Source organism: Mycobacterium sp. ABE4_509, assembly GCF_056160785.1.
This window is the reverse complement of the sequence record NZ_JBSWXU010000008.1, coordinates 61,574-76,045: the sequence shown is the minus strand read 5'-3', so window position 1 is coordinate 76,045 and position 14,472 is coordinate 61,574. Positions and strand designations below refer to the sequence as shown.

The window sequence follows — 14,472 nt, the reverse complement described above, 5'->3', positions numbered from 1 at the left end:
CCTCATCCAAATACTTCTTCGGCAGATGATTGGCGAACATATCCGGCGGCTCGACGATGTGATCATCCACGCTGATCAAAATCATGTCGTCCATATGCATGGCGAAGCTCCTCTCACCCGCGCCGGGAGCGACGCAGAGTCCAGACGGCGGTTGTTCTCCTACCAAGGAAACTAGCTTCTCCACAGGCGAGAATCAACGTTCGACTCCGCTGCCGGTGCCGTCTGGCTGCGGCGTCACCCATCCGGCAGCGGAGGCCTGACCGGCGGTTCAGGGCTGGGCGTTGACGCCATCCCGGAAAAGTGGAAATCTGTTAGCCGAATATGAGAATCTGATTCTCATGAGCGAGAGGAGACCGACCGTGCGGGTGCCCCCACTGCCGGCGGATCGGTGGGACGACGCCGTCGACAAGGCCCTGACCGGTCTGATGCCTGCCGAACGCCGCAACCCGCAGGCCACCGGCAACCTCGTCGCGACGCTGATGCGCCACCCCAAGCTGGCCCGGTCGTTCCTGCGGTTCAACTTCCACCTGCTCTACAGCTCGACGCTGCCCGAGCGGCTGCGCGAGCTGGCCGTGCTGCGCGTCGCGCACCAGGCCGACTGCGAATACGAATGGCGCCATCACGTCGACATGGGCCGCGCCGCCGGGCTGTCCGACAAGGTGATCGCCGGCATCGAACGCGGTGAGGCCGACGACGAGCTCGACCGCGCCATCATCGTCGCCGTCGACGAACTCAACCGCGACGCGGTCGTCTCCGACTCCACGTGGAGCACGCTGTCGGCACATCTGGACGAGCGCCAACTGATGGACCTCGTCTTCACGATCGGCTGCTATGGCGCGCTCGCCATGGCGATCAACACCTTTGGGGTCGTGCCTGACCACGAAACAACACAGGAGAGGTAGACACCGTGGCATTCTTCCCGAAACCCGAGGTTGGGAGCTGGACCGAGAACTGGCCCGAACTCGGCACGGCACCGGTCAACTACGAAGACTCGATAGATCCCGAGCAGTGGAAACTCGAACAGCAGGCCATTTTCCGCAAGACCTGGCTGCAGATGGGCCGCGTCGAGCTGATCCCCAAGAAGGGCAGCTACATCACCCGCGAGCTCCCTTCGGTCGGCCCGGGCACCTCGATCGTCATCGTCAACGACGGCGAGCAGGTCCGCGCCTTCTACAACCTGTGCCGGCACCGCGGTAACAAGCTGGTGTGGAACGACTACCCGGGCGAGGAGGTCTCCGGAACCTGCCGCCAGTTCGTCTGCAAGTACCACGCCTGGCGCTACAACCTGAAGGGCGATCTGACCTTCGTCCAGCAGGAGGGCGAGTTCTTCGACCTCGACAAGGCCGATTACCCCCTCAAGCCGGTGCGCTGCGAGGTCTGGGAGGGATTCATCTTCGTCAACTTCGATGATGACGCGGTCTCCCTGGACGAATACCTGGGCGAGTTCGGCCAGGGGCTGAAGGGCTATCCCTTCCACGAGATGACCGAGCACTACAGCTACCGCGCGGAGATCAACTCCAACTGGAAGCTGTTCATCGACGCGTTCGTCGAGTTCTACCACGCGCCGATCCTGCACATGAAGCAGGCGGAGAAGGAGGAGGCCGAGAAGCTGGCCAAGTTCGGCTTCGAGGCGCTGCACTACGACATCAAGGGCGATCACTCGATGATCTCGTCGTGGGGCGGCATGAGCCCGCCGAAGGACCTCAAGATGGTCAAGCCCATCGAGCGGATCCTGCACAGCGGCCTGTTCGGACCGTGGGAGCGCCCCGACATCAAGGGGATCCTGCCCGACGAGCTGCCACCGGCCATCAACCCCGGCCGCCACTCGACCTGGGGACAGGACTCGTTCGAGTTCTTCCCGAACTTCACCCTGCTGTTCTGGGCCCCGGGCTGGTATCTGACCTACAACTACTGGCCCACCGGCGTGGACACGCACATCTTCGAGGCCGATCTGTACTTCGTGCCGCCGAAGAACCTGCGCCAGCGGCTCTCGCAGGAACTGGCAGCCGTCACCTTCAAGGAGTACGCACACCAGGACGCCAACACCCTCGAAGCCACCCAGACCCAGATCGGCACCCGGGCGGTGCTGGACTTCCCGCTTTGCGACCAGGAAGTCCTGCTCCGTCACCTGCATCACACCGCGCACAAGTACGTGGACGCCTACAAGGCCGGCCGCAACGGCAACAGCAGCAACGGTGCCGGTGCCGGCGAGGCCACCACCAGCGAGAAGGATCACGCCAATGTCTAAGCTGCCAGAGGAATTCGCCGACCTGGAGAAGTTCAGCGACTGGTGCCTGCCCACCGAGGAAGAGCGCTACCAGAAGCGGCTCAGTTCGTCGATGGAGGAGATGCAGGAGCTCTACGATGCCGGCATGGCGCGCCTCGAGGACATCATGGTCTACGTCGACGCTCGATTCCCGCTCAAGGGAATGCCGGACGACGCCAAGGCCCTTGTGCATCTGGGTCAGTCGATCGTCATGGTGAGCTTCCCGGTCGAGGTCTGGAAGCAACCGCGGGTGCTCGACGCCGGCGCCGCGTATGTCCAACTCGTCAAGGAGCCGGTGGTCTGAAGTGGCTCTGACCCTCAAAGCTGCGGGTCTTGTCGACGTCGATGCCGGGGAGATCGTTCGCCCCGGCATCGTCACCGTCGACGGCGACCGGATCGTCTCCGTCGGCGGTGCGGCTCAGGCGGGTCCTGCCGGCTCCGCCGACGAAGGCGAGGTGATCGACCTCGGTGACGCCATACTGCTGCCCGGCCTGATGGACATGGAGGTCAACCTGCTGATGGGCGGCCGGGGTGAGAACCCGGGTCTGTCCCAGGTGCAGGACGACCCCGCCACCCGGGTGCTGCGCGCGGTCGGAAACGCGCGGCGCACCCTGCGGGCCGGCTTCACGACGGTGCGCAACCTCGGGCTGTTCGTCAAGACCGGTGGCTACCTCTTGGATGTCGCGCTGGGCAAGGCGATCGACGCCGGGTGGATCGACGGACCGAGGGTGATCCCGGCCGGTCACGCGATCACGCCGACCGGTGGCCACCTCGACCCGACGATGTTCGCCGCGTTCATGCCCGGCGTGCTGGAGCTGACCGTCGAAGAAGGCATCGCCAACGGCGTCGACGAGATCCGCAAGGCGGTGCGCTACCAGATCAAGCACGGTGCCCAGCTGATCAAGGTGTGCTGCTCCGGCGGAGTGATGTCACTGACCGGTGAGGCCGGGGCCCAGCACTATTCCGACGAAGAGCTGCGGGTGATCGTCGACGAGGCGCACCGGCGCGGCCTGAAGGTGGCCGCGCACACGCACGGCGCCGAAGCGGTCAAGCATGCGGTGGCCTGCGGGATCGACTGCATCGAACACGGCTTCCTGATGGACGACGAGGCCATCCAGATGCTGGTCGACAACGACCGCTTCCTGGTGACCACGCGGCGCCTGGCTCAGGCGATGGACGTGTCCAAGGCCCCGAAAGTGCTGCAGGACAAGGCAGCAGAAATGTTCCCGAAGGCAGAGACATCGATCAAGGCGGCCTACGAGGCCGGCGTGAAGATCGCCGTCGGCACCGACGCCCCAGCCATCCCGCACGGGCGCAACGCCGACGAACTTGTCACCCTCGTCGAGTGGGGCATGCCACCGGCGGCGGTGCTCCGGGCGGCTACCGTGGTGGGCGCGGATCTCGTCGGCAAGGCCGACCTCGGCCGGATCGCCGAGGGGCACCTCGCCGACATCATCGCCGTACCGGGCGACCCACTGACAGACATCGGCGTTACACAGGCTGTCAACTTTGTAATGAAGGGCGGTAAAGTCTTCAAGAATGACGTCACGCACTGAGGATCTCGTCGAGATCCAGCAGCTCCTCGCGAAGTACGCCGTCACCATCACCCAAGGTGACACCGACGGCCTGATGTCGGTGTTCACCCCGGACGGCACCTACAGCGCATTCGGATCGACCTATACGCTGGCGCGCTTCCCCGAACTCGTGGAGGCCGCACCGAAAGGGTTGTTCATGACCGGCACGTCGCTGGTCGACCTGGCCGAGGGCGCGGACACCGCGACCGGCACCCAGCCGCTGTGCTTCATCGAGCACTCCAAGCACGACATGCGCATCGGGTACTACAACGACACCTACGTCCGCACCGAGGACGGCTGGCGGCTGAAGACCCGGGCGATGACGTTCATCCGCCGCAGCGGCGACCACGACTCCGGCCGCGCCCACGCGATCGGGAGGCCTGAAGCAGGATGACCGACCTGTCCGATCCCGCCGCATTCCGCGCGGCGCTGCAGACCTGGCTGGACGAGAACGACCTGACTCCGCCGGCTGACCACAGCCTCGAAAGCCACATCCGCCAGTTCGCCCGCGTCCAGCGTGCGCTCTACGACGCAGGCTGGAGCCGCTACGGCTGGCCCGAGCACGCCGGCGGGCTCGGTGGTGCGGCGGTGCTGCGCGCGATCGTCGGCGAGGAGGTCGTCGGGCGCCGGCTGGCCGAACCTGGACCGTATTCGATGCTCGAGGTGCTGGCGCCGACGATGATCGACTACGCCTCCGACGAGTTGGCCGCCGAGATGGTGCCCAAGCTGCTCAGTGGCGAAGAGCAATGGTGCCAGGGCTTCTCCGAACCGGGCTCGGGCAGCGACCTGGCGTCGCTGACCACCCGCGCAGTGCAGGACGGCGACCGCTGGATCGTCAACGGCCAGAAGGTGTGGACCAGCTTCGCCCAGTACTCGCAGCGCTGCGTGCTGCTCACCCGCACCGGTGATGCGCAGACGCCGAACCATCAGGCGATCACCGCCTTCTTCGTCGATCTGGACACCCCGGGCATCACCGTGCGTCCGCTGCGCACCATGCATGACGTCGACGAGTTCTGCGAGGTCTACTTCGACGACGTGGTCGTCGACGCGAGCCGGATGCTCGGTGAGCCCGGCGACGGCTGGCAGCTGGCGATGGATCTGCTGCCGTTCGAACGCTCCACCTGCTTCTGGCAGCGCATCGCCTACCTGTACTCGCGGTTCGACGACTTGATCGACGAGGTCAAAGGACAGGGTCAGGCCGTGGACGCCGAACTGGGCGAGGTGTATCTGGCCCTGCACACGCTGCGCTGCCGGTCACTGGTCACCCAGAAGAGGCTGGCCGGGGGCGGCAGGCTCGGGCCCGACACCTCGATCGACAAGGTGCTGCTGGCCGGTGCCGAGCAGCGCCTCTATGACACCGTCCGCGATCTGCTGCCGGGCACCATCGAACTCGACGACAACGAATGGCGCACCGAGTTCCTGTACTCCCGGGCCGCCACCATCTACGGCGGCACCGCCGAGGTGCAGCGCAACATCATCGCCCGCCGCCTGCTCGACCTCGGGAAGGAATGACGATGGCCACCGATACCGATACCGACCTGCCGTCGCTGGATCTGCTCGAGGACGCGCTGCGCAAGGCCATGCTCACCAAGTCGGGCGCCGAGATGGACGCCGCGCTGGCCGAGTTGGGCTGGGCCGACATGCTGGCCGAGGTGCCCGATCTGGCGATCCCGCTGGTGTTTCGGCTGTTGGGCGAAACAGGTTCGCACGCATCGATTCTCAACGACGTGATCCTCGAGACGATCGGCGGTCTGCCGGGCGGCACTCCCCCGATGCCCTTCGCCGGCGGTGACTGGGTGGTGTGGAGCCGTTCGGCGGTCGAGGACCCGACGCTCGGCGGGTTGCCGATCCACCGGGTGCCCGACGGCCAGACGATGCGACTGGGCGAGGCCCGCCGGGCGGCTGGCTGGTGGCTGGTGGGAACGGCCAGGGGCATGCTCACGCTGGCCACCCAGCATGCACGCGACCGGGTGCAGTTCGGCAAGCCGATCGCGAGTTTCCAGGCCGTGCGGCACCGGCTGGCCGAAACGCTGGTGGCCATCGAGGGCGCCGAGGCGACGCTGAGCCTGCCCGGGACCGAGAGCCCCGACCTGACCGCGATGCTGGCCAAGGCCGCTGCGGGCAAGGCCGCGCTGACCGCAGCCAGGAACTGCCAGCAGGTGCTCGGCGGTATCGGTTTCACCGAGGAGCACAGCCTGCAGCTGCACGTCAAGCGCGCCTTGGTTCTCGACGGATTGCTCGGCAGTTCACGGGAACTCGCCCGCCGGGCCGGAGCCGGGCTGCGGGCCCGCGGTTCGGCACCGCGTCTCGCGGTTCTCTAGCGCCGCGCGAGTCTCGACCGGTCCGGCGGACAGCTGCCGCAGACGACTGTGCGAGTGGCCGAGCGGGGTCCGGGCGCCTACTTGATGTTGGCCTTCATTTCGTCGAGGTTTACCAGCACCGGCCAGCCCCCGACGCTCAGCGCATTGCCGTGCCCGGTCTGGTGCACGTCGAACACCGACTGGATCGCTGCGTAGAAACCCTGCACGTCGAGCGTCTGGTTGACGGCGCGCTTGGCCTGACGCAGCGCGAACGGCGGCATCTTGGCGATCTGCTCGGCCAGCGCCCTGGCCTCGCTGTCGAGTTCGGCACGCGGGACCACACGGTTCACCATGCCGGTGGACAGCACCTCATCGGCCGTCATCGCCCGACCGGTGAACAGGATCTCCTTGGCCTTGCGCGGGCCGAGTTCCCAGGTGTGGCCGTGGTATTCGACGCCGCCGATACCCATCAAGACGACCGGATCGGAGAACTGGGCGTCGTCGGCGGCGATGATCAGGTCGCAGGGCCAGCACAGCAGCAGTCCGCCGGAGATGCACCGGCCCTGCACCGCGGCGATCGACGGCTTGGGAATGTTGCGCCACCGCAGGGTGTACTCCAGATAGCGCTTGGCCTCGTGTTCGATGATGAATTCCAGCGTGATCTTGTCGGGCACCGGACCTCCACCCCTGAGGTCATGGCCGGCCGAGAAGTGCTTGCCGTTGGCCCGGAGCACGATCACCGAGACGTCGCGGTCCTCGGCGGCGCGGGTCCAGGCCGCGTCGAGCTCGTCGAGCAGCTCGGGATTCTGGGCGTTGGCCGCCTCGGGGCGGTTCAGCGTGATCGTCGCGATACGGTCGGCGACGTCGTAGTCGATGTACACGGGGGCGATCCTTCTCCAGGGGGTGGGAACCTCGGGGCGGGCGGGAATGTCCGGACGGCGATACGCGTTGCTCCGGAGGTCTCACGCCGCCCGGTAGTTCTAGGCCTTCTGTTATCTCGAAAATGAGAATACTATTCTCACGATGAGGAAGTTACAATCTCTGACACGGTGGCCGAGAGGGGGTCGAGGACCGCAATGGCAAGGCGTTCTCCGGTACAGTCAGTTCATGTTCTCCCTAATCGGGCTGCAGTTGAGCCGCCGGTGACCAGTCCCAGCGAAGAGCCTGCCTGGAAACAGCGTGCGGTCGAGCGCTCGATCAAGACCGCCAAGCTGCGGGCCGCTCAGCGAGTTCAGCGCTTCCTCGATGCCGCGCAGGCGATCATCATCGAGAAGGGCAGCACCGACTTCACGGTCCAAGAGGTCGTCGACCGCTCCCGCCAGTCACTGCGCAGCTTCTACCTGCAGTTCGACGGTAAGCACGAACTCCTGCTCGCCCTGTTCGAAGACGCGCTGAGCCGCTCGGCGGACCAGATCCGCGCAGCCACCGCCAGCCAGGACGATCCGCTGGAACGCCTCAAAGTGGCCATTCAGCTGCTGTTCGAGTCGTCGCGCCCGGACCCCGCGGCCAAGCGACCTCTGTTCACCGATTTCGCGCCCCGCCTGCTCGTATCGCACCCCTCCGAGGTCAAGGTCGCCCACGCACCACTGCTGGCGCTGCTCACCGAACTGATGGAAGAGGCCAGCGCCGCAGGTCAGCTGCGGGAAAGCATCAATCCGCGACGGATGGCGGCCATGACCATGCAGACGGTGATGTTCGTCGCGCAGGCCAGTGGGGACGCCGGCGAGGGCGCCACTCACCCGATCACGGCCGAAGAGGTCTGGGACTTCTGCTCCCGCGGATTCGCCGCCGAATAGGCGAGAATCTCACTCTCACTCAGTAGAATCTGATTCGCCTGCGCTGATGCGCACGCCTTGGTGTCCTGCCGCGCCACGATTCGTTTTCACCATTGAGAGGATCGTTCTTCTCACCCGAGAGCATGACTTGCCGTCTGCGATTCGGTCATTGACACCCGCACGTCGGCGATGCCAGAGTTGTGAGACAAAAAGCAGCCCGATGTCTTACGTGAAGACTGGTCCAGCGAGAGGACACCCGTGACGATCAGCGCTGAGAACTCCGACGTGCACGACGCCACGACGGCCGACGAGTTGTACTACGACCCGTACAGTGTCGACCTCAACATGAACCCCTACCCGGTATTCGCGCGGATCCGGGAAGAGGCGCCGCTGTACTACAACGAGAAGCATGACTTCTACGCGCTGAGCCGATTCGACGATGTCAACAAGGCGCTGATCGACCACGAGACGTTCATCTCCGGGCGCGGCGCCCTGCTCGAGATCATCAAGTCCGGCATGGACATCCCCCCGGGCACACTGATTTTCGAGGATCCTCCGATCCACAACATCCACCGCAATCTGCTGTCGCGGATGTTCACCCCGCGCAAGGTCCACGCGCTCGAGCCGCAGATCCGCGAGTTCACCTCCCGGTGCCTCGATCCGCTGATCGGCACCGGCAGATTCGATTTCGTCAACGACCTCGGTGAGCAGATGCCGATGCGGGTCATCGGCATGCTGCTGGGCATCCCCGAAGAGGACCAGCGCCGGGTCACCGACCACGGCGAGGCCACCCTGCAGAGCAAGCAGGTCGACCTGCTCGCCAGCGGTGAGGTGTTCGCCGAGTTCATCGACTACCGCACCGAGCATCCGTCCGACGACATCATGACCGACCTGCTCACCGTCGAGTTCGAGGACGAGACCGGCACCGTCCGCCGGCTGCGCCGCGACGAGCTGCTGATGTATCTGACCGTGGTCGCCACCGCGGGCGCCGAGACCACCACCCGGCTGATCGGCTGGGCAGGCAAGACGCTGGCCGACCATCCCGACCAACGGCGCGAGCTCGCCGAGAACCCGGAGCTGATCCCCCAGGCGATCGAGGAGATCCTGCGCTGGGAGCCGCCGGCTCTGCAGGTTGCCCGCTACGTCGCCCGCGACACCGAGTACTACGGACAGCCGGTGCCCGAGGGCAGCGCGATGCTGTTGTTGATGGGCGCGGCCAACCGTGACCATCGCCGGTTCCCACCGGACGGGGATGTCTTCGACATCCACCGGGAGCAGCGCTCGCACATGACCTTCGGTGCGGGAACACATTTCTGCATGGGCAACGCCCTGGCCCGCCTGGAGGGCCGGATCGCGCTGGAGGAGATCCTCAAGCGATTCCCTGAGTGGGAGGTCGACTGGGCCAACACCGCTCCGTCGCAGACCACCGCGGTGCGCGGCTGGGAAGCTATGCCCACCATCATCTCCTAACCCGGACAGACTCCAACCACAACCCACGACGACAAGGACGAACGAACATGGCAGGACGCGTAGAGGGCAAGGTCGCTTTCATCACCGGCGCGGCGCGTGGGCAGGGTCGGGCCCATGCCGTGCGCTTGGCCGAAGAGGGCGCCGACATCATCGCCGTCGACATCTGCAAGCAGATCGACAGCGTGCGAATCCCGCTGTCCACGCCGGAGGACCTCGCCGAGACGGCGGATCTGGTCAAGAACGCCGGCGGACGCATCTACACCGCCGAAGCCGACGTGCGTGATTACGACGCGGTCAAGGCCGCCGTCGACGCCGGCGTCGAGGAGTTCGGCAGGCTCGACATCATCGTCGCCAACGCCGGGATCGGCAACGGCGGCGAGACCCTGGACAAGACGGGGGAGCCCGACTGGGACGACATGATCGGCGTCAACCTGTCCGGCGTCTGGAAGTCCGTCAAAGCCGGTGTCCCGCATATCCTTGCCGGTGGTAACGGCGGGTCGATCATCCTTACCAGCTCGGTGGGCGGACTGAAGGCCTACCCACATACCGGACACTACGTCGCCGCCAAGCACGGCGTGGTCGGCTTGATGCGCACGTTTGCCGTCGAGCTCGGTGCACAGAACATCCGGGTCAACTCCGTGCATCCCACCAACGTGAACACCCCACTGTTCATGAACGAGCCCACCATGAAGCTGTTCCGGCCCGACCTGGAGAACCCGGGCCCAGACGACATGAAGGTGGTCGGCCAGCTCATGCACACGCTGCCCATCGGCTGGGTCGAACCTGAGGACATCGCCAACGCGGTGCTGTTCCTGGCCTCCGACGAGGCCCGCTTCATCACCGGTGTCACACTGCCGGTCGACGGCGGCAGCTGCCTGAAATAGGGCAGATCGAGATGACAACGGCTGCGCTGGCGATACCGCAGGGCTGGGACGCGATCACGCCGGAGTGGATGACTTCGGCGCTCGCGCCGCATTTTCCCGGCGTCGAGGTCGACGATGTCGCGGTGGTGCTGCGCGACGACGGCACCAACCGGCGGGCGAGGCTGGCGCTGGGGTACTCCACCGGGTCAGGACCGGAGACGGTATTCGCCAAAGCGGTGGACCCCGAGCACGCCGACCTGGTCGCGCTGACCAGTGGGCTCTATCACGAGCCGAGGCTGTTCTCCAGCGGTGTCCGGCTTCCGCTCGATCACCCCGAGGTGTACACCGCGCTGATCGATGAAGACCGCCGCAACTTTCTGCTGATCATGGAGGACGTGGTGGCGCGCGGGGCCGACCCGCGCGACTCCACCCGCCCGATGACCGTCGAGCAGGCCGCCTCCGGGGTACGGGGACTGGCCCGGCTGCACGGTGAGTTCTGGGGTGAACGCCTCACCGCGGGCCCGGCACTGGGCTGGGTCGAACCGTTCGTGGCCTTCGAGGGTCTCGAGTACGCGCCGCTGCACATCGCTCACGAACGGCTGGGCGACACCGTGCCGGCGCGCATCGTCGAGATGTCGGGAACGCAGCTGTTCGTCGACGTCTGGGCGCGCTACATCGGTTCCCTGCTCAACTCGGCTCCGACCCTGCTGCACGGGGATCCGCACATCGGCAACACCTACGTGCTGCCCGGCGACACCGTGGGATTCCTGGACTGGCAGATGGTGCGACGTGGCAGCTTCTCCCTCGACCTGGGTTACTTCCTGCAGGGCGCACTGACCATCGAGGACCGCCGCGCCGCCGAACGGGACCTGCTCGGCGAGTACCGCGACGCACTGCGGTTGCCCGCCGACGAAGCGCCGAGCGAACAGGACGTCTGGCTGGCCTACCGCGCGTCGGTCGCACACGGGTTGGCGATCTGGATGGCGACGCTGTCCGGGGGTGACGCCTGGCAGGGAGCCGACATCTGCCTGGCGCTCGCGCAGCGCTACGCCGCCGCATTCGTCGACCTGGACACGCCGGGCGCGCTGGACGCTCTCTGCGGCTGACACATTCCGCCAAACCCCGGGTGATCATGACTTCCGGGTGGTTGCATGGGTGTCCATGAAACGGCTCAACGGTATGGACGCCATGCTGTTGTACAGCGAGACACCGAACCTGCACACCCACACGTTGAAGGTCGCGGTGATCGACGCGGCCGGGTACCGGGCAAACCACGATGCTGACTACGGTTTCGACGCGTTCCGCCGGACGGTCGCGCGACGGTTGCACCTGCTGGACCCGTTGCGCTACCGGCTGGTCGACATCCCGTGGAACCTGCACCATCCGATGTGGTTGGAGGACTGCCCCGTCGACCTTGACTACCACCTGCGCCGGGTTCGAGTGCCCGCGCCGGGCCGGCGCCGTGAGCTGGATCAGGTGATCGGCGAGATCGCCAGCACGCCGCTGGACCGCAGCAAGCCGTTGTGGGAGTTCCACTTCGCCGAAGGGATGTCCGACGACCGGTTCGCACTGATCGGCAAGGTGCATCACACCCTGGCCGACGGCGTCGCCTCGGCCAATCTGCTTGCCCGGCTGATGGATCTGGCCGGCGACGAACAGGACGAACGCGACGGGCCGCCCGCCGGCTGTGCCACTCCATCGGAGCGCGAACTGCTCCGTGAGGCCCGGGTCGATCACGTCCACAACATCGCTGAGCTGCCCGGGCTGGTGGCCGACGCCGCCCGCGGGCTGGCCCGGCTACGTCGGCGTGCCAAGCCCACCGGCAGCAGCGCCGATCTGGCCAAACCGTTCAACGCTCCGCCGACCTTCCTCAACCACGTCGTCTCCCCCGTACGCACCTTCGCGACCGCCACCCTGTCGCTGGACGAGGTCAAGGAAACGGCCAAGCGCCTGGAGGTCACGTTCAACGACGTCGTGCTGGCAGTGGCCGCCGGCGGCCTGCGCGAGCTGTTGCTGCGCTATGACGGCCGGGCGGACCGGCCGTTGATGGCCACTGTCCCGATCGCCACCGACAAGTCCGCCGAACGGATCACCGGCAACGAGATCGGCGGAATGATGGTGTCGCTGCCCGTTCACGTCGACGGTCCGCGACAGCGGGTCAGCCTGACCGCGTTGGCCACCGCCCGGGCCAAGGAGGCCAACGACCTGCTGGGGGCAAGCCTGCAGGGCCGGATGCTGGAGTACCTTCCCCCGGCTCTGGCGCCGGCGATGTTCCGGGCGCAGGCAAAACGCGCCGATCACAACCGGCTGATGAACGTCGCGGTGTCCAACGTTCCCGGACCGAGGACACGCGGCCAGATCGGCGGCGCACCGGTCACCGAGATCTATTCGGTCGGGGTGCTTTCGGCGGGCAGCGCCTTCAACATGACCGTGTGGAGCTACGTCGACCAGGTCGACATCGCGGTGTTGTCCGACGACGCGACCTTCGATGATCCGCACGAGGCCACCGATGCCATGGTGCACGCGTTCGGCGAACTGCGCCGGGCCTGCGGGCTGGCGCTGCCCAGCACCGTCGACACCGCGATGGCCCCCGCCCCGGCCGCCTCGCAGACTTAGCTCACTGCCCGCGCAACTCGTTGCGCAGGATCTTTCCGGTGCTGCCACGGGGCAGTTCGGCCAACACCGTGATCTCGCGCGGCACCTTGTAATTGGCCAGGTTGTCGCGCACATGCGCTTTGAGGTCGTCGACCTCGACCGTCGCGCCGCCCTCGAGCACCACGAATGCCGCCAGCCGCTGCCCGTACTGTTCGTCGTCGACGCCGAGGACGGCTGCCTCGGCGACCGCGGGATGGGACACGAGGCACTTCTCCACCTCGATCGGGTACACGTTCTCGCCGCCGGAGACGATCATCTCGTCGTCGCGGCCGACCACGAAGAGTCGACCGGCGGCGTCGAGATAGCCCATGTCACCGGAGGCCATGAACCCGTCGTGGAAATCCTTCGTGGCCCCAGAGGTGTAGCCGTCGAACAGCGTTGAACTGCGCACGAATATCTGCCCCACCTCACCGGCGGCGAGCTCGCGGTGGTCGGCGTCGAGGATGCGCAGCTCGGTTCCGTCGGCGGGCCGGCCCGCGGTGTCCGGGGCCGCGCGCAGGTCCGCCGGCGTCGCGGTGGCGATCATGCCGGCCTCGGTCGCGTTGTAGTTGTTGTAGATCACGTCGCCGAACTGATCCATGAACGCGGTGACCACGTCGGGGCGCATCCGGGAGCCCGACGCGGTGGCGAACCGAAGTGACCTGCCGCTGCAGCGCTTGCGCACCTCGTCGGGAAGATCCATGATGCGGTCGAACATCACCGGCACCACCGCCAGCCCGGTGGCCCGGTGGCGGTCTATCAGCTCGAGCGTCGCCTCGGGATCGAACTTGCGCCTGGTCACGATCGGGCACGCCAGCAGCGCGGCGAACAACAGCTGTGAGAAACCCCAGGCGTGGAACATCGGCGCGGCGATGACGATGGGTTCCTCCGCACGCCAGGGGGTGCGGTCCAGCACCGCCTTGAGGTCACCGGCACCGCCGCTGCCGGCAGAACGCTTGGCACCCTTTGGGCTTCCGGTGGTGCCGGAGGTCAGCAGGATGACGTCACTCTTGCGCTCGGCCGGTTGCGGACGCCGGCCGAGATTGGCCTCGACGAGTGAGTCGACGGTGGTGGCACCGTTCGGGGTTTCGACCCACCCCAGCACCCGGACTGCGGCCGGGGTGTCGCGCAGTGCACGGTCGACGGTCTCGGTGAACTCTTCGTCGTAGATCACCACGATGTCGCGCCCGGCGCCCTCCCGCGCGATGACCTCGGCCATGGCCGGGCCGGCGAACGAGGTGTTCAACAGCAGCACGTCGGCGCCTATCCGGTTGGCGCCCACCAGCGCTTCGATGAACCCGCGGTGGTTGCGGCACATCACCGCGACGACGGCGGGCCGGTACTGCTGCAGGGCGACACCGAGCGCATCGCAGCGGTCGTCGAGCTGCTTCCAGGTCAGCACGCCCTTTTCGTCGATGAGGCCCGGCCGGTCCGGGCAGCGCTGCGCTGCGGCGGCGAACCCGACCGTCGCGGTCACACCGGCCCGGCGCATCGCCATCCCCATCCGCACGTACCGGTCCGGGCGCATCGGCGCGATGAGCCGCGCGCGCCACAGCGTGGCGAGCAGGCCGAGCTGATCGGCCACCGCGC

At 66.6% G+C, this 14,472-nt stretch carries 14 protein-coding genes; 12 read left to right on the top strand and 2 right to left on the bottom strand.

Going from position 1 to position 14,472, the window contains the following annotated elements; genetic code table 11:
* The first annotated feature begins 359 nt into the window (after positions 1–359).
* Genes ACXAID_RS03410 through ACXAID_RS03380 form a run of 7 tightly spaced genes read left to right on the top strand, consistent with a single transcriptional unit; the run spans position 360 to position 6,161 of the window.
* Positions 360–902 (top strand): carboxymuconolactone decarboxylase family protein, encoded by a 543-nt coding sequence (locus ACXAID_RS03410; protein WP_475020776.1) that lies wholly within the window; start codon positions 360–362, stop codon positions 900–902.
* A 5-nt stretch (positions 903–907) separates the two neighbouring features.
* On the top strand, positions 908–2,248 hold the full coding sequence (locus ACXAID_RS03405) for an aromatic ring-hydroxylating oxygenase subunit alpha (protein ID WP_475020771.1): 1,341 nt from the start codon (positions 908–910) through the stop codon (positions 2,246–2,248).
* Positions 2,241–2,570 (top strand): hypothetical protein, encoded by a 330-nt coding sequence (locus ACXAID_RS03400; protein WP_475020770.1) that lies wholly within the window; start codon positions 2,241–2,243, stop codon positions 2,568–2,570. The genes ACXAID_RS03405 and ACXAID_RS03400 overlap by 8 nt, the downstream gene beginning before the upstream one ends.
* Entirely contained in the window at positions 2,539–3,822 is a 1,284-nt protein-coding gene (locus ACXAID_RS03395) for a metal-dependent hydrolase family protein (protein WP_475020769.1), read from the top strand. Before ACXAID_RS03400 ends, ACXAID_RS03395 begins: the two co-directional genes overlap by 32 nt.
* Entirely contained in the window at positions 3,806–4,234 is a 429-nt protein-coding gene (locus tag ACXAID_RS03390) for a nuclear transport factor 2 family protein (protein ID WP_475020768.1), read from the top strand. Before ACXAID_RS03395 ends, ACXAID_RS03390 begins: the two co-directional genes overlap by 17 nt.
* Positions 4,231–5,352, top strand: a complete 1,122-nt coding sequence (locus tag ACXAID_RS03385) for an acyl-CoA dehydrogenase family protein (RefSeq protein WP_475020767.1) — start codon at positions 4,231–4,233, stop codon at positions 5,350–5,352. The genes ACXAID_RS03390 and ACXAID_RS03385 overlap by 4 nt, the downstream gene beginning before the upstream one ends.
* Positions 5,353–5,354: 2 nt before the next feature.
* Positions 5,355–6,161 (top strand): acyl-CoA dehydrogenase family protein, encoded by an 807-nt coding sequence (locus tag ACXAID_RS03380; RefSeq protein WP_475020766.1) that lies wholly within the window; start codon positions 5,355–5,357, stop codon positions 6,159–6,161.
* Between the two features lie 77 nt (positions 6,162–6,238).
* Here ACXAID_RS03380 and ACXAID_RS03375 read toward each other — a convergent pair whose 3' ends face one another.
* A complete protein-coding gene (locus tag ACXAID_RS03375; RefSeq protein ID WP_475020765.1) occupies positions 6,239–7,021 on the bottom strand; it encodes an enoyl-CoA hydratase in 783 nt (260 codons plus the stop codon).
* Positions 7,022–7,216: 195 nt separating this feature from the next.
* Here ACXAID_RS03375 and ACXAID_RS03370 point away from each other — a divergent pair, with 195 nt between their 5' ends.
* The 5 genes from ACXAID_RS03370 (at position 7,217) to ACXAID_RS03350 (ending at position 12,864) form a co-directional block, all read left to right on the top strand.
* Complete coding sequence (locus ACXAID_RS03370; RefSeq protein WP_475020764.1) at positions 7,217–7,936, top strand: TetR/AcrR family transcriptional regulator; 720 nt, start codon at positions 7,217–7,219, stop codon at positions 7,934–7,936.
* A gap of 324 nt (positions 7,937–8,260) precedes the next feature.
* Positions 8,261–9,385, top strand: a complete 1,125-nt coding sequence (locus ACXAID_RS03365; protein WP_475020775.1) for a cytochrome P450 — start codon at positions 8,261–8,263, stop codon at positions 9,383–9,385.
* A 47-nt stretch (positions 9,386–9,432) separates the two neighbouring features.
* Positions 9,433–10,269 carry a mycofactocin-coupled SDR family oxidoreductase gene (locus ACXAID_RS03360; protein WP_475020763.1) on the top strand — a complete coding sequence of 279 codons (837 nt, stop codon included), beginning with the start codon at positions 9,433–9,435 and terminating at the stop codon, positions 10,267–10,269.
* 11 nt (positions 10,270–10,280) lie between these two features.
* A complete protein-coding gene (locus ACXAID_RS03355; protein WP_475020762.1) occupies positions 10,281–11,354 on the top strand; it encodes a phosphotransferase in 1,074 nt (357 codons plus the stop codon).
* A gap of 55 nt (positions 11,355–11,409) precedes the next feature.
* Positions 11,410–12,864, top strand: coding sequence for a WS/DGAT/MGAT family O-acyltransferase (locus ACXAID_RS03350; RefSeq protein WP_475020761.1), 1,455 nt, complete (start codon positions 11,410–11,412; stop codon positions 12,862–12,864).
* 1 nt (position 12,865) lies between these two features.
* On the opposite strand, the gene fadD12 is transcribed toward ACXAID_RS03350, so the two are convergent.
* Positions 12,866–14,467, bottom strand: coding sequence for an acyl-CoA ligase FadD12 (fadD12, locus tag ACXAID_RS03345; protein ID WP_475020774.1), 1,602 nt, complete (start codon positions 14,465–14,467; stop codon positions 12,866–12,868).
* Positions 14,468–14,472: the final 5 nt, after the last annotated feature.

What these genes read in the sequence shown, in the direction of transcription:
- ACXAID_RS03400 (WP_475020770.1), top strand. Translation starts at nt 2,241, where the DNA reads ATGTCTAAGCTGCCAGAGGAATTCGCCGACCTGGAGAAGTTCAGCGAC.
- ACXAID_RS03395 (WP_475020769.1), top strand. Translation starts at nt 2,539, where the DNA reads ATGTCCAACTCGTCAAGGAGCCGGTGGTCTGAAGTGGCTCTGACCCTC.
- ACXAID_RS03390 (WP_475020768.1), top strand. Translation starts at nt 3,806, where the DNA reads ATGACGTCACGCACTGAGGATCTCGTCGAGATCCAGCAGCTCCTCGCG.
- ACXAID_RS03385 (WP_475020767.1), top strand. Translation starts at nt 4,231, where the DNA reads ATGACCGACCTGTCCGATCCCGCCGCATTCCGCGCGGCGCTGCAGACC.
- ACXAID_RS03380 (WP_475020766.1), top strand. Translation starts at nt 5,355, where the DNA reads ATGGCCACCGATACCGATACCGACCTGCCGTCGCTGGATCTGCTCGAG.
- ACXAID_RS03370 (WP_475020764.1), top strand. Translation starts at nt 7,217, where the DNA reads ATGGCAAGGCGTTCTCCGGTACAGTCAGTTCATGTTCTCCCTAATCGG.
- ACXAID_RS03365 (WP_475020775.1), top strand. Translation starts at nt 8,261, where the DNA reads ATGAACCCCTACCCGGTATTCGCGCGGATCCGGGAAGAGGCGCCGCTG.
- ACXAID_RS03360 (WP_475020763.1), top strand. Translation starts at nt 9,433, where the DNA reads ATGGCAGGACGCGTAGAGGGCAAGGTCGCTTTCATCACCGGCGCGGCG.
- ACXAID_RS03355 (WP_475020762.1), top strand. Translation starts at nt 10,281, where the DNA reads ATGACAACGGCTGCGCTGGCGATACCGCAGGGCTGGGACGCGATCACG.
- ACXAID_RS03350 (WP_475020761.1), top strand. Translation starts at nt 11,410, where the DNA reads ATGAAACGGCTCAACGGTATGGACGCCATGCTGTTGTACAGCGAGACA.